Below are 22,739 nucleotides of genomic sequence, written 5' to 3' on the forward strand. Positions count from 1 at the left end.
ATGACCATGAAACGCAAACGACTTATCATCACGGTCGCGGCCGTGAGCGTCACCGCCGCCGTCGCGGGCGGGGGCTATGCCGTGGCCGCGCGAGTCACACCGGAGAGCCGGTCCGGCTTCTGCGCGGCTATGCCCGACGCGGTCGGTCTCTACGCCGGAAACCCCGTGACCCAGATGGGTTACCGGATCGGGCGGATCGACCGCATCGAGCCGAAGGGCGACCACGTGGAGGTCACCTTCTCGCTGACCTCCGACCGCCGGCTCCCGGCCGATGTGAAGGCGGTGACCAGGTCGAAGTCCCTGCTGGCCGATCGTAGTCTCGAACTCGTCGGAAACCATGGATCCGGGGCGCAGCTCGCCTCCGGCTCCTGTATTCCGCTGTCGCACAGCTTCACTCCGAAGAGCATTTCCGAAATCGCGGGATCCGCTGCCGATTTCATCGATGCGATGGCGCCGGCCGACGGCAAGCAGAGCTTCCAATCGGCGGTCGCGGGTTTCGACGACGCCATGCGCGGCAACGATCAGAACGCCCGCGCCCTGCTGCAGCACGCCGCCTCCGCCGCGCAGAGTCCGGACCAGCTGATCTCCGATATCGGTTCCAGCATCATGAATATGGCGCCGCTGACCGACGAGGCCTTGCAGCGCTGGGCGACTCTGCGGTCGATCCTGGACCAGATGCCGGGGGTGCTGGCGGCGGGCATCGACCTGTGGTCCGGGCCCACCTCGGTCGCCTACAACGTCGGCTGGCTGGTCGCCACGCTCAATGACATCCAGCACAACTACGGTGACACGCTCTGGCCGTTCATGAAGGGCCCGGTGGCGGATGTCATCCATCTGGCCGCGACACGGTCGAAAGACATTGCGAGCCTGCTGTCGTCGATCCCGCCGGTGGCCGCGATGCTGCGGCAGCAGTCGGGTGCGGACGGTCTGACCATGAGCTATCAGCCGCCGACGGTCGACATCGGCTCGGGCGCACCGGTTCCGGTGACGGGACTGCTGGACCTGGTTCTCGCGAAAGGCAAGTAGATGAATCATTCGACGAGGCTCAGGGCAGGGCTCGGCGCGATCTTCTTGTGCGGCACGGTCCTCGTGACGACATCGTGCTCACTGGGGCCCAACGATCTGCCGTCGGTGCGCGGCGGCGTCGACAACGGATACAACATCACCCTGCAATTCGGCAGTGTGATGAATCTGCCCGCCGGCGCCGACGTCATGATGAACGGCCTGCAGGTCGGCGAGGTCAAGGCGGTGGATGTCGCCGGACAGGCGGTAACGGTGACCGCCGAGCTGAAATCCGGTACCCGGGTGCCCGCGGACATCCGGGCGGTGATCCGGCAGAACACCCTGCTGGGTGATACCTACATCGCACTGGATCAGGACCCGAACCACCCCGCTACCGGATTCCTCGATCCGGGCGGCACCGTTCCCGCGAGCCGGACGACCTCACCGCCGCAACTGGAGGACACCATGGCGGTGCTCGCCTACTTCGTCAACGGCGGCAGCATCCAGAAGGTCGAAGACGCGATGGGCCGCATCAATTCGGTGATGCCCGCGATGCAGGATGTGCGACAGCTGGCCACGGTGGTGTCGACCGATCTGCGCGACCTGTCCCAGCACACCGGCGAGATCGACCGGATGCTCAACGGATTCGACGCCACGGCCGTCGCGATCGATGGCAAATCGTCGCTGCTGTCCACCATGTTCACCGACGACAGCACCCATTCCGGAACGTACTTCTGGCGGCGATGGGCCGTCAGCATCGTCTCCTACGTCAGCCTGGTGCTGCCGTCCATCGGCAGCATCTTCGAAGGCGGCCTGTGGATGGTGCCCATGCTCGACTCCCTGGCGAGCGCGGGCGGAACGCTGCGCGCACTGTGGGACGACGGACCGGCGACCACGGACAAGCTCTCCACCTTCCTGCGCGCGACGCTGCTGCCGTTCGTCCAGCATCCATCGGTGAACATCCGCTCGGTCGAAGCGCCGCAAGGCGATCAGCTCATCGGCGACGTCGAGAACGTCCTGCGCATGCTGGGGGCCGTGAAATGATCAACCGGACGGCAGTATCCGTGCTGGGCATGGCGGTCATCGCCGCGTCCTCGTTCGTGTACATGAACCATCTCGGATTGCAAACGGGCGCATTCGAACACACGAAAACCGCGATGATGGCCGTATCGGACACCAATGGCCTGGTGGCCGGGTCCCGGGTCCTGCTGCGCGGCGTGGCGATCGGCACCGTCACCGATGTCGACACGTCGGCCGACCACATCGAGGTCGCGTTGAAATACGACGACGGGTATCACATTCCCGCCGGCAGCCGCTTCCGCATCGACAACCTCTCGGCGCTCGGCGAGACCTACCTCGCCGTGCAGCCCGACAGCGACGCCGGGCCCTACCTGGCCGATCACGCCACCATCGACACGAAGCAGATCGTCGTGCCCACGACCTTCAAGGAACTCTCGGCGCGGCTCACACGGCTGCTGGAACAGGTTGACCCACAACGGGTTCAGGACATCTTCCATATGCTGGACGTCGCTCTGCCGGACGACAGCCGGGTCCTCGGCGATCTGAACCACGCCGGTGAACTGCTCGCGTCCACCATTACCCAGCAGTCCGGGAATCTCACCACCCTGCTGAAGGCCATGCAACCGCTGCTGCTGCAGAGCGATTCGGTACCGGGCGATCTCGCGGGCGCCGCACCCGACATGGTCGGGTTCGCACAAGGTCTCACCGACGTGATCGAAGGCATGCACTTCGCGGTCGACTTCGGGCCGCTGCGCGACGGCATCAAATACGGCGCCAGCCCGTTCCTCGACGATCTGCAGGGCTTCCTCGACAAGTCCGCCGGGGATCTGCAGGTACTCGGTGTCGACCTGCTGCCCGGAGTCCGGGCCGGGGCCGCCGCGATGCGGACGGTGAACCTGGGGCAGGTCCTCGACAACGCCCTCGCCGCGACCGCCTCGGGCGACGCGTTGGCCATCCACGTCCAGATCCCGGGGAGGTGATACCGCGCCGCATGCCGACCGAAAGCCCACGCCGACAAGATATTTCACGAAAGAACACGAACATGAGCAAGAAATCAGCAGTGCTGGACGACACCCTTCACGACGAGGACTCCGCCGCAGCGCGGACCGACGCGACCACCGCGAAGAGCGATGCCGGACGCTCGCACCTCGGCGCGGCGGTCCGCCGCGGCCGGCTGGCGGGCGAATCCACTGTCACTCTCAAGACGCTCGTGACAGGCGGAGTGCTTGCGGCACTGGTTGTCACGACCGGCGTCCTCGGCTGGCAGGTGCACGCGAAATCGAGTGACGTCGACAGCATGCGTGCCGCCGACTCGCAGCGCGCCCATGCCGAACAGGTCGCGCTCGACTATGCGACGGCGGCCGCCGATATGGACTTCCATGATCTGGCGGCCTGGCGCTCGCGGCTGACCAAGGGCACCAGCCCCGAACTGTCGAACCGGCTGACCCAGGCCGCGTCCTCGATGGAGCAGATCATCTCACCGCTGCAATGGGTTTCGACCGCCAAGCCGGTCGCCGCCAAGGCGCTGTCGGAGTCGAACGGCGTGTACTCGATCGATTGCTTCGTCAGCGTGCTGACGAAGAACAATCAAGCGCCCGACGGAATCCAGTCGACGGCCACCTACCAGCTGACCATCGACAGCCGGAACAACTGGGTGATCACCGACATCGGTGGCATCGATTCCGCTCTCGCGCCCAAGGGTTCGTCCCCGCAGACGCCGCAGCAACCGAAATGACCCACCGGGCACCCTCTCGTTCGGAGAGCTACATGACAAACCCTGACATCGTCGTCGCCACGACGGCGGCACCGACCGACGACCGCCGTAAAGGCGCTGTCACCGTGTGGGCCCTGGCGGGTGCGGTCTGGCTGATCATCAGCGCGCAAGCGTATGTGCGCTGGATGCTTTCGGACAGCCAGTTCGCGCCCGCCCCGGTGCTCGGCCCGGATGAACTGGAGCCGTGGCGGCTGGTGGGCATCCGGGTGCTGGAGGTCGCCAGCACCGCGGTGCTGGCCGGCTTCCTGTGGTTCTGCGTCGTCAAACCGTGGCGCGCCACCGGAAAGCTGAGCCTGGACGGCAAATTCGTGCTGGGCGGGCTGGTGGCGTTCGCGGCGGATGTGGTGCTCAACCTGCGCGCCTACGTCTTCGCCTGGAACGCCCACAGCGTCAACCTCGGCAGCTGGTCGCCGTTCATGCCGCTGCACGACCCGGCGGTGTCCGGACGGTACGCGGAGGCGCTGCTGTGGGGGCCGCCGATGTACGTGTACTTCTGCGCCGGGGTCGCGATCGTCGCCTGCGTCTACGCGAACAAGCTGCGCGCGCGGTTCCCGGCCATGAGCAACGTGACGCTGTTCGGTCTGGTCTGGCTCGGTGAATTCCTCTTCGATCTGGTCGTCGAGGTCGTGATCATGCGGGCCACACACGCGTACGCGTACGTGCGGACCTTCCGCGTGCTCACCCTCTGGCCCGGGCAGATCCACCAATTCCCGCTCACCGAAGCCATTTTCGTGGCGACCCTGGGCTGTCTGTACACGTGGATGCGCATGGCGGCCCAGGAGCATCCCGAGGGGCTGTCACCGGTCGAGCGCGGCTTCGAGCGCTGGCCGGCGCGGTGGCAGGGACCGATCCGAACCCTGGCCGTCCTCGGATTCTGTTCGGTCGCAACGATTCTGATCTACCACCTGCCGACAAACTGGGTAGGGCTGGCCGGTGACTCCGTTGTCGATCTGCCGTCGTACATGCGCGCGGGCTGAGCGGCCGGTGCGATTCCGGCCGCCACGGCTACCCTGCCTGCGCGGGGGAGTCCGCTCGTCGTTCGACGACGTCCCGCAGCAGCCTGCGCAACACCCATTCCAGTGGGCTCGTGTCCTCACCGGTATCGAGTTGCTGATAGCCGACGAGCAGGTAGATGCCCCACCGCGCATGGTTGAGCGCCTCTTCCTCGTCGTCGAACACGGCCCGGACCGCCTCCAGCACCACCTGGGTGCGCAGCGCGTCGGCGGTGTCCTGGACGGCGCGCACCTTGGGGTCGGCCCGGCTCCAGACCCGGATCGCGGCCTCGGCCCGATGGGGGAGGGCGAGGGTGAATTGCAGCAGGGCCTCGAGCTGGTCGACCGCATCGCCGCGCTGCTGCGCCATGGTCACCAATTGCGTCGTGCTCTCGGTGAGCCAGTGATCGAGGAACTGCGACGTGAAATCGTGCCAGTTCTCGAAGTAGTGATAGAACGACCCGGTGGTCACGCCGAGTCGGCGGCACAGCGGCGCCTGTTTCAGCGCGCTGTAGCCCTCCTCGGACAGCAGCTCGAAGGCGGCATCGAAGTAGTCCTGCTTGACGGCCATCAGTCTCCATCGGTACTTGTGCGTAAGTCGACTTATGCTTACGATACTCCCATCGCATGTGGGGCGCGCCACACCAGTGGCGGCGCAGTCGGAGGGTCCGTCGAAATCGGGTCCGAATCAAACGGTCGGGTGGGCACCACTCAATCGCCGACAGGAATTTAATCAAAGTTATATTCTGAGAACTGGGGCGCACGTAGTCCCGGAGAGGAATCGAGATGGCCTTCAAGGACGCGGACGAGGTGCGCAAGTACATCGGGGGAATCTTCGAGGCCGCCTTCGCGGACCCGGAGATCGGCCCGAAGCTGGCAGCAACCGGAGTGGTGCTCGGATTCGAGTTCTCCGATCCGGAGGCGTACCTCGTCGTCGACGCACCCGCGAAGCGGGTGGAGTCGGGGGCGGACCACTTCGCCCGCTCGACGGCCACGATGCGGATGACGGCCGAGATCGGCAATGCCTACTGGCAGGGCAAGGTGAACCTGCCGTTCGCCATGGCGCGCGGCAAGATCAAGGTCGGGGGCAATGTGGCGAGCATGCTCAAGCTCGCTCCGCTCGGCAGCAAGCTGTACCCGGTCTACCTCGACAGCCTCCACCGGGACGGGCGCGCGGACCTGCTGGTCTGACGCAGGCACAGCGCGACTAATCGAGCGAAGAGGTATCGCACCATGTTCCCAGGCGTACACGCCCTTTCGACCCCGGACAAACCCGCCGTGGTCATGGCCGGCACGGGCCGGACGATCACCTACCGTGAGCTGGACGAGAATTCGGCCCGGCTGGCCCGGGTCCTGCACGACCTCGGCCTCCGTCCGGGCGACGTCCTGGCGATGTTGTCCGACAATTCGCCGGAGTGTTTCGAAATCTATTGGGCCGCATTGCGATCCGGCCTGTACATCACAACGATCAACCGGCACCTGACCGCTCCGGAGGTGGCGTACATCGTCGACGACAGCGATGCGAAGGCAGTAATCGCTTCCGCCGGGATCGCCGACCTCGCGCTCGCCGTGCGGGAATCGGCACCGGAGGTCGAGCACTGGTTCGCCTTCGGCGGCCCGGTCGCGGGCTACCACTCCTACGAGGACGCGCTGGCCGCGGCGGGCGAGCGGCTCTCCGAACAGCCGCGTGGTGCAGACATGCTGTATTCGTCCGGAACCACCGGCCGGCCGAAAGGCATCAAGCCGCCGCTGCCCGAGTTGACGGTCGACCAGCCCGGCGATCCGCTGACCATGGCGCTGGGAAAGCTGTTCGGCATCAACGCATCCGACGTCTATCTCTCGCCCGCGCCCATCTACCACGCCGCCCCGCTGCGCTGGTGCGGCGTCGTGCAGGCCTACGGCGGCACCGTGGTGGTGATGGAGAAGTTCGGCGCCGAGGAATTCCTGCGTGCCATCGAGCAGTACCGCGCGACTGTCACCCAGGTGGTGCCGACCATGTTCGTGCGGCTGCTGCAACTGCCCGCCGAAACCCGTTCGGCATACGACCTGTCGAGCCTGCGACTCGCGGTGCACGCGGCGGCGCCGTGCCCGCCCGAGGTCAAGCGCGCGATGATCGACTGGTGGGGGCCGATCGTCGCCGAGTACTACGGCTCCACCGAAGGCAACGGTCTCGCCGTCATCAGCGCGGCCGAATGGGAGAAGAAGCCGGGTTCGGTGGGGCGCAGCATCCTCGGGCCGGTGCACGTCTGCGACGAGGACGGCACGGAGCTGCCGGCCGGTGAGGTCGGCGCGGTCTACTTCGAGCGCGAAACGTTGCCCTTCGAATACCACAAAGACGCCGAGAAGACTGCTGCCGCACAGCATCCCGAGCACCCCAACTGGACCGCCGTCGGGGATCTCGGCTATGTCGACGAGGACGGGTATCTCTTCCTGACCGACCGCAAGTCGTTCGTGATCATTTCCGGCGGGGTGAACATCTACCCGCAGGAAGTCGAGAACGTGCTCACCATGCACCCCGCGATCTTCGACGTCGCTGTCATCGGGGTGCCCGATCCGGTGATGGGCCAGCAGGTGAAGGCGGTCGTGCAACTGCACCCCGGCGTCGCCCGCAGCGACGACATGGCCGAGGAGATCATCGACTACGCCCGCGACCGCGTCGCGCACTACAAGGCGCCCAAGAGTGTGGATTTCGTCGAATCCCTGCCCCGCACGGCCACCGGCAAGCTCGTCAAGCGCGAGCTGGAAAAGCTGTACAGCTCCGCATCGTCCGCCCAGAGCTGAAGATGCTCAACCGATTTCAGAGGAAGTGCTGACATGACCACGGCAATCACACCGCCCACCCGGGCCTACGATCCGCTGAGCATCTCCCCGCTGGCCTTCTGGTCGAAGACCGCGGACGAGCGCGACGACACGTTCCGCGTGCTGCGCGCCGAACGCCCGATCAGCTGGCACCCGCCCATCGAGGGCGCGCTCATGCCGCCGGAGAACGAGGGTGTCTGGGCGGTGACGAGTCACCGGCTGATCACCGAGGTGAGCAAGAAGCCCGATATCTTCTGCTCGGGCCTGGGCATTCAGCTCGAAGAGGTGCCCGCGGACATCCTCGAGGCCGCCTCCTCGTTCCTCGCGATGGACGCGCCGCGGCACCCGGCCCTGCGCAAGCTCATCAGCTCCGCGTTCACCCCCAAGCAGGTCGCGAAGATCCATGACCAGATCAAGAAGCAGGCAGGCGTCATCGTCGACGACCTGCTGCGGATCGGGACCGGTGAATTCGACTTCGTGGAGCAGGTGTCCAAGCGCCTGCCGATGTGGACCATCTACGAAATGGTCGGGCTGCCGGCGTCATTGCGTGAGGAAGGCGCGCGCATGGCCGACTCCATGGTGGCCTGGGCCGACGAGGAGGTCACCGGTGGCCGGGCCCCCGTCGAGGCGCTCAACGATTCGCTCGTCGGCCTGCTCATGATGGGTATGGATCTGGCCGAGGAACGCCGTCGCAACCCGCAGGCCGATCTCATGACCAACCTCGTCGAGGCCGAAGTCGACGGTGTGAAGCTGACCGATGAGGAGATCGCCTCGTTCTTCGTGCTGCTGTCGGTAGCCGGCAATGACACCACCCGCAACACCATCTCGCTGGCGGCCAAGGCGCTGCACGACTTCCCCGAGCAGAAGGCGCTGCTGACCGAGGACTTCGAGGGCCGGATCGGCACTGCCATGGAGGAATTCGTCCGCTGGGTCACCCCGGTAATGACTTTCCGCCGCACCGCGACCCAGGACACCGTCCTCGCCGGCCAGGAGATCAAGAAGGGAGAGTGGGTCGCCACGATCTTCTCTTCCGGCAATCGTGACGAGACGGTGTTCACCGATCCGCACCTGTTCGACGTCACGCGGTCGCCGAACCCCCACGTCGGATTCGGCGGCGGCGGCCCGCACTACTGCATGGGCAACTTCGTCGCGAAGATCCAGCTGCGCGAGATCTTCGAGCAGCTGCTGCACCGCGCGCCGAACCTGCAGTTCGGCGAACCCTCGTACATGGTCGGCAATTTCGTGCGCTCGGTGAAGCACCTGCCCGCGACCCTGGGCTGAACGACCGATATCGGAACAAAGAGGTGACGATATGTCCACACCTGCCACTGCGACAGCGGCGGACGTCCCCGCGGTCATGGACCGGGCCCGGCGTACCTACGCCACCGGCCGAACCCGAGACCGGGAATGGCGTGTCACACAACTGAAAGGCCTGATCCGGCTGCTCGACGAACGCGAGGAGCAGCTCGCCGAAGCGCTGCACAGCGATCTCGGACGCAGCCGCGCAGAAGCCTGGTTCGGCGATATCGCGTCGACCCGCGGCGAGGCCGTGTACGCGGTCAAGCATCTAGGTAGTTGGATGCGCCGGCAGCGTCAGCCGCTGCCGCTGATCCAATACCCAGGATCGGCCTGGGTCCAATATGAGCCGCTGGGTGTGGTTCTCATCATCGGCCCGTGGAACTACCCGGTCGTGCTGACCCTGGGTCCGCTGATCGCCGCCCTCGCCGCGGGCAACTGTGCGGTGATCAAGCCCTCGGAGCTGGCCCCGGCCACCTCGGCGCTGCTGGCCCGGCTGGTGCCGGAGTACTTCGATCCCGAAGCGGTTTCCGTGGTCGAGGGCGATGCCGCCGTGACTCAGGAACTGCTGGCGCAGGGGTTCGATCACGCGATCTTCACCGGCGGCACCGAGGTGGGCAAGAAGATCATGGCCGGTGCCGCCCCGACGCTGACCCCGGTCACGCTGGAACTCGGCGGCAAGAGCCCCGTGGTCGTGGCCCACGACGCCGATCTCGACGTGGTCGCCCGTCGTGTTGCCTGGGTGAAGTTCATGAACTCGGGGCAGACCTGCATCGCGCCGGACTACGTCCTGGCCGATCACCGGATCCGGGATCGCCTGGTGGACAAGATCATTGCGACCGTCGCCGACTTCGAGCGGGACGGCGGGCCCGACGGCCGCCGGATCGTCAACGAACGGCAGTTCGACCGCCTGGCGGGCTACCTGGACAAGACTCAGGGCACGATCGCACTCGGCGGCCGGGCGACTCGTTCGTCGCTGTCGATCGAGCCGACCGTCGTGGTCGATCCGCATCCCGACGAGCCGGTGATGCAGGAGGAGATCTTCGGTCCGATCCTTCCGGTGTTGTCGTACGAAACGCTGGACGATGCCATCGAATTCGTGAACTCGCGGCCGAAACCCCTGGCGGCGTACTTCTTCAGCAAGTCCGGCCCGGTGCAGCGCCGGCTCGTCGACGAAATCCCGTCCGGCGGTGCGGTGATCAACCACATCGCCATGCACTTCCTGGTGCCGCAGCTGCCTTTCGGCGGCGTCGGGGCCAGTGGTATCGGCGCCTACCACGGCCGCTGGGGATTCGAGGCGCTCAGTCATCGGAAATCGGTGCTGCGCAAGACCTTCCAGCCGGACCCGAAGTTCACCTACCCGCCCTACGCCGCGTGGGCCCTGAAGGTCATGCGAAAGATCTTCTGACCCCGCCGAATACCCCTTGCCGCGAAACCCAACCTTCGACGGCAAGGCCGGCGCGCCCCGGGCTCCACCCGCCCCGTGGAACCACCGTTCACGGAGCCCGGGGCGCACCATTTCACAACACGCGGCCGTCTCGGCCGCTCGACTCCTTGCCGCCGGTGGGTGACAGCGCGGCAAGGTTATCGGCTCCAGGAACGACGTCCTCTCGCAATCATCTGCCGTTCCCGGAGACCGAACACGTCGTGGCCCGCGGTCCGGACACCGCCGGGCCACGACGGCGACCCCCTGGCCCCGAGTTACTTACCCCCACTCGCGGCCAGGGTCTGCGTGCCCCGGGACCTACGAGCCACCAACGACTGGTCCCGGGGCACGTGTCGTCCACCGACGCTCGTTCTGTCCGTCCGCGCAACGAGACAACACACCCTGCGAATCCGCACCTCGGAACACGATGGCTCGCAGCGCAAGACGAAGGCCCCGAACCCGGTGCGGGTTCGGGGCCTTCGTCTCAGGCGGTCTCCTCCGTTGTGCGCGAGAGCCTTCCGAAGATCAGCGGACGATGGCCCGGCCGATCAGGTCCTTCATGATCTCGGTGGTACCGCCGTAGATGGTCTGCACCCGGGTGTCGATGTATGCCTTGGCGACCGGGTACTCGGTCATATAGCCGTAGCCGCCGTGCAATTGCAGGCAGCGGTCGACCACGCGCTTCTGGAGTTCGCTGAGATACCACTTGCCCTTGGCCGCGTCGATCGGATCGAGTTCGCCCGCGTTGTAGGCGAGCACGGACCGATCCACATAGGTCTCCGCGATCTCGACCTCGGTCTGCATCTCCGCGAGTTCGAAACGGACATGCTGGAATTCGGCGATCGGCTTGTCGAAGGCCCGGCGCTGCTTGCAGTACTCGATGGTGAGGTCGAGGATCGCCCGCGTGGTCGCCATCGCCTTGGCGGTGACGCCGAGGCGTTCCCGCGGCAGGTGGCTCATCAGATACTGCAGGCCCTTGCCTTCTTCGCCGAGCAGATTCGCGTGCGGCACCCGGGCATTGTCGAAGAACAGCTCCGCGGTGTCCTGTCCGGGCAGGCCGATCTTGTCCAGCTTGCGGCCCCGCTCGAAACCGGGCGTATCCCGCTCGACGACGAACAGGCTGAACCCGCGCGAACCGGCATCGGGATCGGTGCGCGCGGCCAGCACGACCAGATCGGCCATGATGCCGCTGGAGATGAAGGTCTTCTGCCCGTTGATGATCCAGTGGTCGCCATCACGCACCGCGCTGGTGCGGATACCACGCAGATCGCTGCCCGCGCCCGGCTCGGTCATGGCAAGCGCGCCGATGGTGTCGCCGGAGGCGTACCCGGGCAGCCAGCGCTGCTTCTGCTCATCGTTGGTCAGGTCGAGCAGATAGTGCAGAACCAGGTCGTCCTGCAGGCTGACGGTCACGCCGAAGGACAACGCGTTGATGCGCGAGACCTCCTCGCAGACCACCATGCGGAAGCGATAGTCGTGCACATCGGAACCGCCATAGGCTTCGGGGATCTCGAGGGCGTATAGCCCCGCCGCGGCCGCCTTTTTGAAGACCTCACGGTCGATCCAGCGCTCCTCGTCCCACTTCTCCTTGTAGGGCACGACCTCGCGTTCGAGGAAGGTGCGGACCGTCTCGCGGTATGCCTCGTGGTCGGCTTCGTACAGGGTGCGACGCATGGGTCAGAGCCTTTCGATAATGGTGACGTTGGCCTGGCCGCCGCCCTCGCACATGGTCTGCAGGCCGTAGCGGCCGCCGGTGCGCTCGAGTTCGTGCAGCAGCGAGGTCATGAGACGGGCGCCGGTGCAGCCGATCGGATGGCCGAGCGCGATGGCGCCGCCGTTCGGGTTGACCTTGGCCGGGTCGGCGCCGATCTCCGCGAGCCAGGCGAGCACGACCGGCGCGAACGCCTCGTTGATCTCCACGGCGTCGATGTCGTCGATGCTCATGCCGGCTCGCTTCAGGGCGTGCTGGGTGGCGGGGATGGGCGCGCTGAGCAGCATCACCGGATCCGCGCCGCGCACCGACATGTGGTGGATGCGCGCACGTGGCGTGAAGCCGTAACGCTCCACGGCGGCTTCGGAGGCGATCAGCAGCGCGGCCGAGCCGTCGGAGATCTGGCTCGCCACACCCGCGGTCAGCCGACCGCCCTCGCGCAGCGTCTTCAGCTGAGCCAGCTTCTGCAGGGAGGTGTCGCGCCGCGGGCCCTCATCGACGGAAACGCCTGCGAATTCGGTGATTTCGCGGGTGAAGTAGCCTGCGTCGATCGCGCGCAGCGCGCGGTGATGGCTTTCGAGGGCGAACTCCTCATTGGCCTCGCGGCTCAGATTCCAGTGCTCCGCGATCATTTCCGCACCGCGGAACTGCGAGATCTCCTGCGTGCCGTAGCGGGCCTCCCAGCCCTCGCAGCCGGTCCACGGATCCGACGAGCCGAACGGCTCGCCCGCCTGGAAGGCGCACAGGATGGGGTACTGGCTCATCTTCTGCACGCCACCGGCGACGATGAGATCACTGGTGCCGCTCATCACCGCCTGCGCCGCGAAATGCACGGCCTGCTGGGCGGAACCGCACTGGCGGTCGATCGTGACACCCGGAACCGACTCGGGCAGACCGGCGGCCAGCGCGGCGGTCCGGGCGATGTCGCCGGCCTGAGAACCGATGTTGTCGAGGCAGCCGAGAATCACGTCGTCGATATCGGCCGGGTCGAAGTCGTTGCGGCCCACCACGGTCTTGATCACATGGGCCGCCATATCGGCCGGATGCGACCGGGCGAAGCCGCCGCCACGTTTGCCAACCGCGGTGCGAACGGCATCGATGATGTACGCCTCGGGCATGAGTGTCTCCTGATGGTCGAACGAATTAATTTAATATAGACTCAAATTTGTACAGCGTGCAATGCGCTCCGGACGACCCGGGTCACGCGATCCGGGATCGAGTGCCTCCGGATGGAGACAGGCTGTGGCGCACGATCGATTGCGCGGTGGCGACCAGGTGCTCGAGCGAATCCTGTTCCGGATTCCACCATTCGGCGGTCCAGTTGAGCGCGCCGATCACGAGCATCCGGGCGATCCCGATATCGAGCCCTGGTCGCAGCGCTCCGGCGTCGCCGAGCCGCTCCAGCAGGCCGCGCCACAGGGCGTGGTAGGCGGCGCTCTCCTGGCGCAGGGAATCGCGCATCGCGGGCGGTAGCTGCCCGGCGTTGCGGGTTACCGCCGACGCGAAATCCGACATGTCCAACTCGATGCGCAGGTGGGCCTCGACCGCGGCGTCGAGCAGGGCGAGGGCCGGAATGTCCGGCGGCTGAGCGGCGATCGCCTGTTCCACATGCCGCCGCACCCGCTGCTGGCCCTCGCGCATCACCTCTTCGATCAGGTCGTCGCGGGACCGGAAGTAGTAGTAGACAGCCGGAGTGCGGAGTTGCGCGTGCGCGGCGATATCGGCGAGGCGCGTGCCCGCTACGCCGCGCCGGCTCAACACGTAGGCGGCCGCGCCGAGAATGCGATCCCTCGTTGCGTTCATCGGGGCGGGGGAGTACCGGTCGGCGGTCATGGCATCGTGTACCCGCCGCTCACGGAGAACAGCTGTCCGGTGACCTGGCGGGCCGCGTGCTCCGAGGACAGCCACAGCACCGAATTGGCCACGTCGGCGGCCGTCGTCAGGCGGCGCAGCGGAATGTCCTTGAGCAGGAAGTCGATCTGCTTCTGATTGAAGACAGCGTCATTGCCCACCGCCCAGAGGCTGTCCTGGCCCACCGCCTCGGGCCCCTCGGGTATCACCAGGCCGGGGCAGACGATGTTCGAGCGAATTCCGTTGCGTCCCTGCTCCTTCGCGGTGGTCCGGGCCAGTGCGATCATGGCGGCCTTGGTCGCGCCGTAGATGCCCTGGCGGATCTGGCCGAACGCAGCATCGCTGGCGATGAAGACGATCGAGCCGCGACGGGCCTCGATCATCGGGGCCAGGGCGGCCTGGGTGGCGGCGATCGCGGTGAACAGATTGACCTCCACCGTGCGCTGCCACAGGGCCGGATCGGTATCCTCGGTCAGGAATCCGGGCCTGCTCCACCCGGCATTGTTGACCAGTGCGTCCAAGCCGCCCCAGGCGTCGACCGCCGCGCGCACGGCGCGGCCGGCGGCCGCGGGGGAGGTGAGGTCGTCCGCGACGACTTCCGCTGCCGCGGCGCCCAATTCGAGTGCCTCCAGGCGAACCTTCTCCGCCTGCTCGCCGTCGATATCGGCGATGACGATGCGGCTGCCTTCGCTGGCGAAACCGTGGACGATACCGCGACCGATGTTCGATCCGCCGCCCGTAACGAGCACACGCGCGCCGGAGAGTCCGAGGTCCATGTTCACGTCCTCCATCTCGGGTTCCCGCCGGTTGACCGGATCGGGAATCTAATTTATCTTCGATTCAAAAGATAGCATCCGGGAGCGCGGCGGGCGGCGGTACGGACCGCACCCGCACACCCGGATCGAATCCAGCCGGAGGAGGCAGTAATGAAGGTGGTCGTGGACCGCAGCAAGTGCACGGGCCTGGGCATCTGTGAATCGCTCGCGCCGGCCTTCTTCGAGGTCGATGACAGCGGAGACCTGGTGCTGCTGAAGGAGGACATCGCCGACGACGAACTCAAGGCCGTCGAAGAGGCGATTCAGGGATGCCCGACCGAGGCGTTGCGCATCGAACGCTGACCCGCGCTACGCGGTGGCGGCACAGGCTATGCGGTGTCGGCCCGGGCCACGGCCTTCCGCGGCGCGCGCCTGCGCCGCGGCGGCGGGGTCTCCTCGACCGAGTCCGGGGTGGCGATTCCATTGCGAATCAACGACTGTGCCGTCCGGATCACGGTCTCGAGTGATCCTCGGCGCGGCGTCCACCATTCAGCGGCCCAGTTCAGCGAACCCATGATGAGCATCTGGGTGACATGCAGATCCAGATCGCCGCGCACCTGCCCTTCGGCAGCGGCATCCTTGATCAGCTTGCGCCAGATCGCACCGTAGTTGGCCTCCTCGGCGAGCTGGCGGGCGCGCACGTGCTCGGGAATCTGCCCCGTGTTGCGAATGGAGGCCGTCGCGTAGTCGGACAGGTCGAGTTCGTGCCGCAGGTGCGCGTCGATCGCGATCATGATCCGATCCAGCGGAGACACATCGCTGGGCACCTCGTCCAGCACCGACTGGAGATGCTTGACCATCTCGGCGATGCCGCTCCACATGACCTCTTCGATGAGGTCCTCCCGGGACGGGAAGTAGTAGTAGATCGCGGGCGCCTGGATCTCGGCGTACTCGGCGACATCGCTGAGCCGGGTTCCGGAGTAGCCCTTCACGCTCAGGACATGCGCTGCCGCGTCGAGGATGCGCCGACGTGTCTTGGCGGCCTTCGACTCGGCTGCCTGCGTATCTTCCGGTGTCGACTCCGCCCGTGATTTTCTAGCCACCGTTCAACTATATGGCAGCCGTGCTGCGGAAAATCAGTTGGCTCGCCGATCTTGACTGCTGCCCGGTCGAACTTTGCACCTATTTTGAATCTATATTATACGATGGAGTGTCGGCCTGTCGGCGAGGACGACTGGCCCGTAGCTCCAGGAATTGTCTATGCGCGACGCAACGAAGCGTTCATCGGAAGCCCCGCCCAGCGTGTATCGGGCCGGTTCGGGGGAACCTCTCCTGCTCATCCACGGATTCGCCCTGAACTGGCAGGCGTGGGGGAGCGTCATCGACGAGCTCGCCACGGAATTCGAGGTGCTCGCGCCGACGCTGCCGGGGCATTGGGGCGGACCGGGTTCGCAACAGCCGTGCACGGTCGCCGGATTCGCCGACTTCCTGGAAGAGCTGATGGACGACATCGGATGGCGGGACGCGCATCTGGCGGGGAATTCGCTGGGGGGCTGGCTGGCCCTCGAGCTCGCCGCGCGCGGTCGCGGCCGGTCCGTCACGGCGATCGCGCCGGCCGGTCTCTGGCACCCGGACAGTCGCGCCGCGGCGCTGGTGCGGCGCAAATTCCTCGGGTTCTCCCGGGTCGCGCCAGCGGCTAGGTTCGCCCGCCATCCGCTGGTCCCGAATGTTGCGCGGCGAGCGCTGATGCGGCCGTTGGTGGACCGGCCCGATCGGGTCTCGCCGGATCTGATGGCGGCTGCGATCGAGGCGCCCTCGCATTGCGGCTGTTTCGACACGGTAGCCAATGATTCGGAGTCGGCGACCGCGGCGGCGGCGCTCCAGCGCACCCGGGTCCCGGCGGCGGTGTTGTTCTGCGAGCGGGATCGGGTCATTCCGCCCGAGCACTACGGCCGCCACATCGTCCGCGAACTGCCCGCCGTCGCGACCAAGACGTTGCCCGGGGTCGGACATGTGCCGATGCTCGAGGCCGCGGATCTGGTGGCGGGGGAGATCCGCGACTTCATCCGCTCGACCGGCGTGGCGGCTCGCTCGGCGTAATGCGTTGCCCGGCTGTCGCTCTCGCGGCGGGCCGGGGCCCACTCGGAGAGTTTCCGGGCACCTGTTGACGTGTTGCCAATATCTACTTTACGTTAGATTATGCGACACAGAGGAGTGATGCATCGGTGAACCAGGACGCAGTGGATCGAGCCGTCGAGCTGTACCAGTGTTTGGCCGAAGGCGACCGTGCGGGCCTGGACCGGCTGTTGCACCCGGACTTCGAGGGCCGGACGACAGCCGGGTTGCCGTTGGGGCTCGGCGGCGTCTACCACGGCCCGAAAGCGATGCGAAAAGCCTTCTGGGGCAAGATCGCTCAACACTTCGCCGCCAGAGCCGAACCCGCCGGCTTCACCGCACTCGACGGCGGCCGGCTCATGGTGACGGGCCGCTACACGGGCACAGCCCGCGTCGGCGGTGGCGTACTGGACGCCGAATTCGTGCACATCTTGTCGTTTTCCGGCGATCGAATCATCGGCCTGGTCCAAATGACCGACAGTGCCCGATGGCGGGCGGCTCTCGGCGAGCCGGTCCATCGCGAACTCGGCAGCGTGCGGCTCACCGTCGAGGCCGCCGTCGCGCGGATCACGCTGGATCGTCCCGGCCATCGCAATGCGATCGATCTCGCGCTGGCGGAGGAGCTCTGCGAGGTCGCCCAGCGCTGCGCCGACCGCGACGATATCCGCGCGGTGCTGATCAGCGGGGCGGGCCCGGCCTTCACCGTCGGCGGTGACATCGAGCTGTTCGCCGCCACGGACCCGGCGGAGCTGCCGGATCTGCTGCGCCGCATGGTCACTCCGTATCACGAGTCCCTGCGTCTGTTGAACGCCCTCGAGGTGCCGGTCGTGGCGGCGGTGCACGGTGCGGTCGCGGGTGGCGGACTGGGATTGCTGTACAGCGCCGATATCGCGCTCGCCGCTGCCGGAACGAAATTCGCCACCGGCTTCGCGGCGCTGGGATTGTCCGGGGACGGCGGGAATTCATGGTTCCTGCCCCGCCTGGTCGGCATGCGCCGCGCTACCGAACTCTACTTCCGGAATCGGGTATTGACCGCCGACGAAGCACTGGACTGGGGTCTGGTGTCGGAAGTCGTGCCGCCCGAGGCGCTCGAGGGCCGGGCCCTGGAGGTAGCGCGGGCACTGGCGGACGGACCCACCCGCGCGTTCGGGGAAGTCCGGCGGCTGCTGCGGGATTCCTGGTCGACGTCGCTGCCCGAGCAGCTGACCGCGGAGATCGATGCGTTGTCCCGCACCGCGCGCACCACCGACACCGCCCGCGCCGTCCATGGCTTCGTGAACAAGACCGCACCGAAATTCGAGGGGAACTGAAGGATGAATGGACTCCTGATCGACAGCGACGAGCATCGGCTGCTTCGGGAAAGCGTCGGCAAGATCGCCGCGAAGTACGGGCCTTCGTATTACGCCGAACGCTCGCGCAATGGTGGCGGCATCGGCGAATTGTGGGCGGAACTCGGTGCCGCCGGGTTGCTCGGCGTTCACCTACCGGAGGAGTACGGAGGCGGCGGGGCCGGGCTTTCCGAGCTCAATATTGTCGTCGAAGAGCTTGCGGCACACGGCCTGCCGCTGCTGATCTCGGTCATCTCTCCGGCCATTTGCGGGTCGATCCTGGCGGCGCACGGGTCCGACCGGATGAAACGAGCCTGGTTGCCTGGAATCGCGGCGGGCACCCGGAAGATGGCCTTCGCGCTCACCGAGCCCGACGCGGGGTCCAACAGTCACAATGTGCGCACCACGGCGCGCAAGGATGGCGGCGGCTGGATCGTATCCGGCGGTAAGTATTTCATCTCGGCCGTGGACGACTGCGACGCCATGCTGTTGGTGGTTCGCGATGGCACTCCGGTATCCGATGGCAGGCAACCACTTTCGCTACTGGTTGTGCCGACCGATGCGCCGGGGGTGACCCTGCAGCCATTGCCGACGGCACTGGTTTCCCCGGACAAGCAGTTCACCGTGTTTCTGGATGACGTGCGAGTCGGTCCCGACGCGCTGATCGGCACGGCGGGCAACGGGCTGCGGCAGGTGTTCTCCGGACTGAATCCGGAACGGATTCTGGCGGCGGCGATCTGCAATGGCGTCGGCCGGTACGCGCTGGACAAGGCCCGGGCCTACGCTTCGGTGCGCACGGTGTGGTCCACGCCGATCGGCGCACACCAGGGCATCGCACACCCCTTGGCCGAGTCCTATATCGCGGTCGAGCTGGCCCGGCTGGCCACTGCACGCGCGGCCGAACTGTTCGACAGCGGGCGGCCTGCCGCGGATGCGGCGAACATCGCGAAATTCGCCGCCGCGGAAGCGGGCCTGAAGGCGTTGGATCAGGCGATTCAAACCCATGGCGGAAACGGGTTGTCGCTGGAGTACGGGCTCACCGACCTCTGGTTCATCACGCGGCTGATGCGCACCGCGCCGGTGAGCCGCGAGATGGTGCTCAATTTCGTGGCTCACACGAGCCTCGGTTTACCGCAGTCGTATTGAGACGGCGCGGAGGGAAAGGACTGATGATGGTCGATCGCACTCATCGTTTCGATGCGCTGGTCGTCGGGGCCGGTGCCGCCGGGCTGTGCGCCGCGGCCCGGCTCACCCATCTGGGCTACCGCACCCTGGTGGTGGAGCGGCTGGACCGGGTGGGCGGGCGCGCGTCGACCCACGACCTCGACGGCTTCAAGGTCAACAACGGGGCCATCGTCATCGAGGTGGACGGCGTCACCCAGCGCACGTTCGAGGAAGTCGGCGCGAAATTCGATGTCCGGCAACCGAATCCGCCGATCCTCTATCGGATCGGCGGGAAGGACGTGGACGTGACCAGCGGTGGGTGGGGGTTCCTGCTGTCCAAGCTCACGCGGCGCGGCGCGCAGCTGGCGAAGGGCATCGGCGCCGCTCGCAAGGACGATGGATTGCCGGAGGAAGAACTCTCGACCGCGCAGTGGGTGGCGAAGTACACCAATAACGAAGCGGTGCACGGCATCTTCCGGAATATGTGCGGATCGGTGTTCGCGGTCGGATCGGAGGAACTCCCGGCGCGGGTGTTCCTCACCTACTTCACGCGCAAGAGCGCTTTCAAGAAGTTCGGCTTCTGTCCCGACGGCACCATCGGCATCTGGCGATCGCTGGCCGACACGATCGTCGCCGGGGGTGGCGAGATCTGGCTGTCGAGTGAGGTCCGATCGCTGCGCGTCCAGGATGGGGCGATCGCCGGTGCGGTCATCGAGCGGGAGACCGGCGAACGGATCGAGATCGGCGCGGCCTTCGCGGTGAGCGATATCGGTCCGGCCGCGACGGTGGAATTGGTTGGCGCGGAACACTTTCCCGAGGATTATCGCGAGCTGGTCCGTCGTGGTGACCGGCCCTGTGCCATGGTCACCGTGAATTTCGCCAACCGGACCCCGCTGATCACCGCGCCGGGCATGTTGAGCTTCGCGAGCACCCGACGGCTCTGCTACATCGCGAACTTCACCGAGACCTGCCCGGAGATGGCGCCCGCCGGGTGGCATCTCTACGTCGGAACCTCCGTGCCGAAGCCCGCCGTTGGCTCGTTCGACGAGGTCGCCGAGGTCTCGTTGCTGATGCAGGATCTGCGCGAACAGATTCCGGGATTCGACGATGCGCGCATCCTGTCGACCGTGATCACCCGGGACGGCTGGCCACCCCAGCGCGCCGTCGCCGGCTTCGATCTGCCGAACACTACTCCGATCGCGAACCTGTGGAATGTCGGCGACGCGGTCAAGGAGTATGCCAATGGCGGCACCACGGCGTGCGCCGAGACGGCCGAGCTCGTGGTGCGCCAGATTGCCGATCGCTTTCCCGTTCAACCGGCGATGGAATAGCGGCGTGCCGGCCCGGCATCGTCGTGGGCCAGTCTTCCCAGGTGAGTGAGAACGTCCAGGTGGGCGTCGATCTCGGTGATCGCCGACAGCTGGTGATCGAGCGGAAGATCGTCCAAGTGCCGGGACCGGCGGGTCCACCGCAGGGCGCGCGCCACCTCGTACGCGGTGGCGTGGCCTGCCGCGACCTCCTCGGACACCTGATCGAGGCGGTCTCTGTGGTGTTCGAGCAGAGCATCGATTCGGCTATGGGTGCTCGAGGTGACCGGGCCGTGTGAGGGGAGCAGTGCGGCGTCCGGACGGTCCCGGACCAGCCGCAGCGACGCCAGGAACGAACGCAGCGGCTGCGGCTCGGGAGCCAATTCGAACCCGATGGACGGCGTGATACTCGGCAGGACGTGATCGCCGGAAAACAGCACGTTCAGCTCCCGGTGATGAAAAACGACGTGACCGCGGGTGTGCCCGGGGGTCGCCACCACTTCCAATGCGCCGTGGGCGAGCGCTATCCGATCACCGTGCTCGAGCCAGCCGTCGGGAGCGCCGAAAGGGACGCCGACTTCGTGCGCCGGAGCCGAACGAGTGGACAGCCGCCGTGCGAGATTCGGTGCGCCGCAGCGCATGAGGAGCGTCGAATGATTCGGGAACCGGCTGCTCGTGGCATCGAAATCCGCGATGCTGTGCCGCTCCTGCGCGCCGACGAACAACGTGCTGCCGATGGTCGACCGCCAGGCGTACGCCTGCGTGTAGTGGTCCCAGTGGTGATGGGTGGCCAGACACACGGCCACATCGTCGAGCCGGAAGCCCAACACCCGCAGAGCGGCGGTGACGGCCTGCTCGGTCGTCGGGCCCGCCCAGCCGGGATCGATGAGGATCAGGCCGCTCTCGCCCTCCAGGAGATAGGCGTTTACCGCCGCCAACCCGTCGAGGGGGAGTGGCAGCGGGATCCGGTGCACGCCGTGCGCCACCAGGTGCGGCCCCGGCTCGATCCAGTCTTCGGGTTGTTCGACGATATCGGGCACATGGTTATTTTAATATAAGTTAAACCATCATGGGCAGCTCGTCCTGCGGCGAGCCCGGGCCTGGTCCATTTCGGCCTCGGTAAACTGGCCGGCATCGGTGTGCGTACAGGATGCGAGGTGGCAGGAAATCGTGGTCGAGGTGGCGCGCGCACAACGCAGGGGGCGAGGCCGCCCGTCCGGGTCGAGTGGTTCGGATACCCGGGAACGCATTCTGCAGGCGGCACGTGAAGTGTTCAGTGAGGTCGGTTTCGAGAGCGCGACCTTCAAGGACATCGCCGAGCGGGCCGATGTCACGCGCACCAATGTGAACCACTACTTCCACAGCAAGGATGAGCTGTATCAGACGCTGTTCGAATCGACACGGGACAGCGTCGTGGCGGTGGGGCTCGGCGAAGCCGAGCTGGAAGGCGGTCTGATCGAACGCCTTTCGGCCTTTCTCCGGGCCGCCGTGCAGATCGACTCGGAGGACCGGACGCACGCGCGCTTCATCACCGCGTCGCTGTTCGATTCGTTCCGGAACCCCGAGTTCCGGGACCGGGCGCTGGGACAACTCGACGATCTCCGCTCATTCATCATGGCGTCGCTCGAGGACGCGGTGGCGGACGGTACGGTCCGCGCGGATGCGGACCTGCAGGCCATCACCGAAATGCTGATCGCCGTGATGTGGGGGATGAGCATTTACGCGGGATTCGTCGGCAGCCACGAGCAGCTCGAATCGGTGGTGGACCAGTTCGTCAACCTGCTCGCGGGCGCGCTCTGGTAGGCGCTACTGGCCGCTGAAACTCGGCTTGCGCCGCTGCCGGAACGCGTCCACACCCTCCGCGAAATCGGCTGTGCCGGAAAGGATCTCCTGTCCGGCCCGTTCGGTTTCGAGGGCCTGTTCGAACCCGGCCAGCGCGCCCGCATCGAGGGCGCGTTTGAGGTGCGTGTACGCGGCGGACGGTCCCGACGCCAGTTTCGCCACGATGTCGGCGACCTTGTCCTCGAAATCGGTCTCGGCGGCGACGAAGGAGATCAATCCCCAGTCGTGAGCCGTCGCCGCCGGTAGGCGCTCGGCGAGCAGTGCGAGCCGGACGGCTCGGGCGCGGCCGACGGCGGCCTGGAGCAGCGCGGTCGCGCCGCCGTCGGGCATGAGACCCAGATCCGTGAACGGGAGCAG

At 66.6% G+C, this 22,739-nt stretch carries 23 protein-coding genes; 15 read left to right on the forward strand and 8 right to left on the reverse strand.

All coding sequences use genetic code 11. The annotated features are described in order from the left end of the window. The 5 genes from ACFXN1_RS15620 to ACFXN1_RS15640 all read left to right on the forward strand — a co-directional run bounded on the left by ACFXN1_RS15620 (nt 1) and on the right by ACFXN1_RS15640 (nt 4,773). On the forward strand, nt 1-1,026 hold the full coding sequence (locus tag ACFXN1_RS15620) for an MlaD family protein (protein ID WP_379439405.1): 1,026 nt from the start codon (nt 1-3) through the stop codon (nt 1,024-1,026). Beyond that, nucleotides 1,027-2,046 carry an MlaD family protein gene (locus ACFXN1_RS15625; protein ID WP_379439406.1) on the forward strand — a complete coding sequence of 340 codons (1,020 nt, stop codon included), beginning with the start codon at nt 1,027-1,029 and terminating at the stop codon, nt 2,044-2,046. Continuing rightward, entirely contained in the window at nt 2,043-3,002 is a 960-nt protein-coding gene (locus ACFXN1_RS15630) for an MlaD family protein (protein ID WP_379439407.1), read from the forward strand. The genes ACFXN1_RS15625 and ACFXN1_RS15630 overlap by 4 nt, the downstream gene beginning before the upstream one ends. A gap of 62 nt (nt 3,003-3,064) precedes the next feature. Next, the gene (locus ACFXN1_RS15635) at nt 3,065-3,757 is read left to right on the forward strand and encodes a hypothetical protein (RefSeq protein ID WP_379439408.1); all 693 of its coding nucleotides are present in this window, start codon (nt 3,065-3,067) and stop codon (nt 3,755-3,757) included. 32 nt (nt 3,758-3,789) lie between these two features. Then, on the forward strand, nt 3,790-4,773 hold the full coding sequence (locus ACFXN1_RS15640; protein WP_379439409.1) for a spirocyclase AveC family protein: 984 nt from the start codon (nt 3,790-3,792) through the stop codon (nt 4,771-4,773). A 28-nt stretch (nt 4,774-4,801) separates the two neighbouring features. Here the strand turns inward: ACFXN1_RS15640 and ACFXN1_RS15645 are convergent, their stop codons facing one another. After that, complete coding sequence (locus tag ACFXN1_RS15645; protein ID WP_379399072.1) at nt 4,802-5,359, reverse strand: TetR/AcrR family transcriptional regulator; 558 nt, start codon at nt 5,357-5,359, stop codon at nt 4,802-4,804. Between the two features lie 215 nt (nt 5,360-5,574). On the opposite strand from ACFXN1_RS15645, the gene ACFXN1_RS15650 reads away from it, so the two are divergent. The 4 genes from ACFXN1_RS15650 to ACFXN1_RS15665 are packed head-to-tail and all read left to right on the forward strand — an operon-like array spanning nt 5,575 to nt 10,291. Continuing rightward, the gene (locus tag ACFXN1_RS15650) at nt 5,575-5,979 is read left to right on the forward strand and encodes an SCP2 sterol-binding domain-containing protein (RefSeq protein WP_379439410.1); all 405 of its coding nucleotides are present in this window, start codon (nt 5,575-5,577) and stop codon (nt 5,977-5,979) included. A gap of 42 nt (nt 5,980-6,021) precedes the next feature. Continuing rightward, nucleotides 6,022-7,569, forward strand: coding sequence for an acyl-CoA synthetase (locus tag ACFXN1_RS15655; RefSeq protein WP_379439411.1), 1,548 nt, complete (start codon nt 6,022-6,024; stop codon nt 7,567-7,569). Nucleotides 7,570-7,602: 33 nt separating this feature from the next. Further along, a complete protein-coding gene (locus tag ACFXN1_RS15660) occupies nt 7,603-8,868 on the forward strand; it encodes a cytochrome P450 (protein WP_379439412.1) in 1,266 nt (421 codons plus the stop codon). A gap of 31 nt (nt 8,869-8,899) precedes the next feature. Next, nucleotides 8,900-10,291, forward strand: coding sequence for an aldehyde dehydrogenase family protein (locus ACFXN1_RS15665; RefSeq protein ID WP_379463603.1), 1,392 nt, complete (start codon nt 8,900-8,902; stop codon nt 10,289-10,291). A gap of 543 nt (nt 10,292-10,834) precedes the next feature. Here the strand turns inward: ACFXN1_RS15665 and ACFXN1_RS15670 are convergent. From ACFXN1_RS15670 to ACFXN1_RS15685, 4 genes are all read right to left on the reverse strand, one after another. After that, nucleotides 10,835-11,983 (reverse strand): acyl-CoA dehydrogenase family protein, encoded by a 1,149-nt coding sequence (locus ACFXN1_RS15670; RefSeq protein ID WP_379443411.1) that lies wholly within the window; start codon nt 11,981-11,983, stop codon nt 10,835-10,837. Nucleotides 11,984-11,986: 3 nt separating this feature from the next. Next, on the reverse strand, nt 11,987-13,138 hold the full coding sequence (locus ACFXN1_RS15675; RefSeq protein ID WP_379443409.1) for an acetyl-CoA C-acetyltransferase: 1,152 nt from the start codon (nt 13,136-13,138) through the stop codon (nt 11,987-11,989). 82 nt (nt 13,139-13,220) lie between these two features. Then, complete coding sequence (locus tag ACFXN1_RS15680; protein ID WP_379443407.1) at nt 13,221-13,853, reverse strand: TetR/AcrR family transcriptional regulator; 633 nt, start codon at nt 13,851-13,853, stop codon at nt 13,221-13,223. Further along, the gene (locus ACFXN1_RS15685; protein ID WP_379443415.1) at nt 13,850-14,647 is read right to left on the reverse strand and encodes an SDR family NAD(P)-dependent oxidoreductase; all 798 of its coding nucleotides are present in this window, start codon (nt 14,645-14,647) and stop codon (nt 13,850-13,852) included. Before ACFXN1_RS15685 ends, ACFXN1_RS15680 begins: the two co-directional genes overlap by 4 nt. A 150-nt stretch (nt 14,648-14,797) precedes the next feature. Between ACFXN1_RS15685 and ACFXN1_RS15690 the strand changes: the two genes are divergently transcribed. Further along, a complete protein-coding gene (locus ACFXN1_RS15690; RefSeq protein WP_379443405.1) occupies nt 14,798-14,989 on the forward strand; it encodes a ferredoxin in 192 nt (63 codons plus the stop codon). A gap of 26 nt (nt 14,990-15,015) precedes the next feature. Here ACFXN1_RS15690 and ACFXN1_RS15695 read toward each other — a convergent pair whose 3' ends face one another. Further along, nucleotides 15,016-15,729, reverse strand: a complete 714-nt coding sequence (locus ACFXN1_RS15695; protein WP_379443403.1) for a TetR/AcrR family transcriptional regulator — start codon at nt 15,727-15,729, stop codon at nt 15,016-15,018. Nucleotides 15,730-15,886: 157 nt separating this feature from the next. Here ACFXN1_RS15695 and ACFXN1_RS15700 point away from each other — a divergent pair, with 157 nt between their 5' ends. The 4 genes from ACFXN1_RS15700 to ACFXN1_RS15715 all read left to right on the forward strand — a co-directional run bounded on the left by ACFXN1_RS15700 (nt 15,887) and on the right by ACFXN1_RS15715 (nt 20,564). After that, nucleotides 15,887-16,726 carry an alpha/beta fold hydrolase gene (locus ACFXN1_RS15700; RefSeq protein ID WP_379443402.1) on the forward strand — a complete coding sequence of 280 codons (840 nt, stop codon included), beginning with the start codon at nt 15,887-15,889 and terminating at the stop codon, nt 16,724-16,726. Nucleotides 16,727-16,851: 125 nt separating this feature from the next. After that, a complete protein-coding gene (locus ACFXN1_RS15705; protein WP_379443400.1) occupies nt 16,852-18,051 on the forward strand; it encodes an enoyl-CoA hydratase-related protein in 1,200 nt (399 codons plus the stop codon). 3 nt (nt 18,052-18,054) lie between these two features. After that, nucleotides 18,055-19,215, forward strand: a complete 1,161-nt coding sequence (locus tag ACFXN1_RS15710) for an acyl-CoA dehydrogenase family protein (protein ID WP_379443398.1) — start codon at nt 18,055-18,057, stop codon at nt 19,213-19,215. 26 nt (nt 19,216-19,241) lie between these two features. After that, a complete protein-coding gene (locus ACFXN1_RS15715; RefSeq protein WP_379443397.1) occupies nt 19,242-20,564 on the forward strand; it encodes a phytoene desaturase family protein in 1,323 nt (440 codons plus the stop codon). Here the strand turns inward: ACFXN1_RS15715 and ACFXN1_RS15720 are convergent. After that, nucleotides 20,546-21,580 (reverse strand): MBL fold metallo-hydrolase, encoded by a 1,035-nt coding sequence (locus tag ACFXN1_RS15720; protein WP_379443395.1) that lies wholly within the window; start codon nt 21,578-21,580, stop codon nt 20,546-20,548. The genes ACFXN1_RS15715 and ACFXN1_RS15720 overlap by 19 nt on opposite strands. 130 nt (nt 21,581-21,710) lie before the next feature. On the opposite strand from ACFXN1_RS15720, the gene ACFXN1_RS15725 reads away from it, so the two are divergent. Continuing rightward, nucleotides 21,711-22,343 (forward strand): TetR/AcrR family transcriptional regulator, encoded by a 633-nt coding sequence (locus ACFXN1_RS15725; RefSeq protein WP_379463604.1) that lies wholly within the window; start codon nt 21,711-21,713, stop codon nt 22,341-22,343. A gap of 3 nt (nt 22,344-22,346) precedes the next feature. Here the strand turns inward: ACFXN1_RS15725 and ACFXN1_RS15730 are convergent. Continuing rightward, nucleotides 22,347-22,739 (reverse strand): enoyl-CoA hydratase-related protein (locus ACFXN1_RS15730; RefSeq protein ID WP_379463605.1); only part of this gene is annotated, 393 nt, incomplete at its 5' end.

The organism is Nocardia sp. NPDC059154 (assembly GCF_042755705.1).
Taxonomy (GTDB): Bacteria; Actinomycetota; Actinomycetes; order Mycobacteriales; family Mycobacteriaceae; genus Nocardia.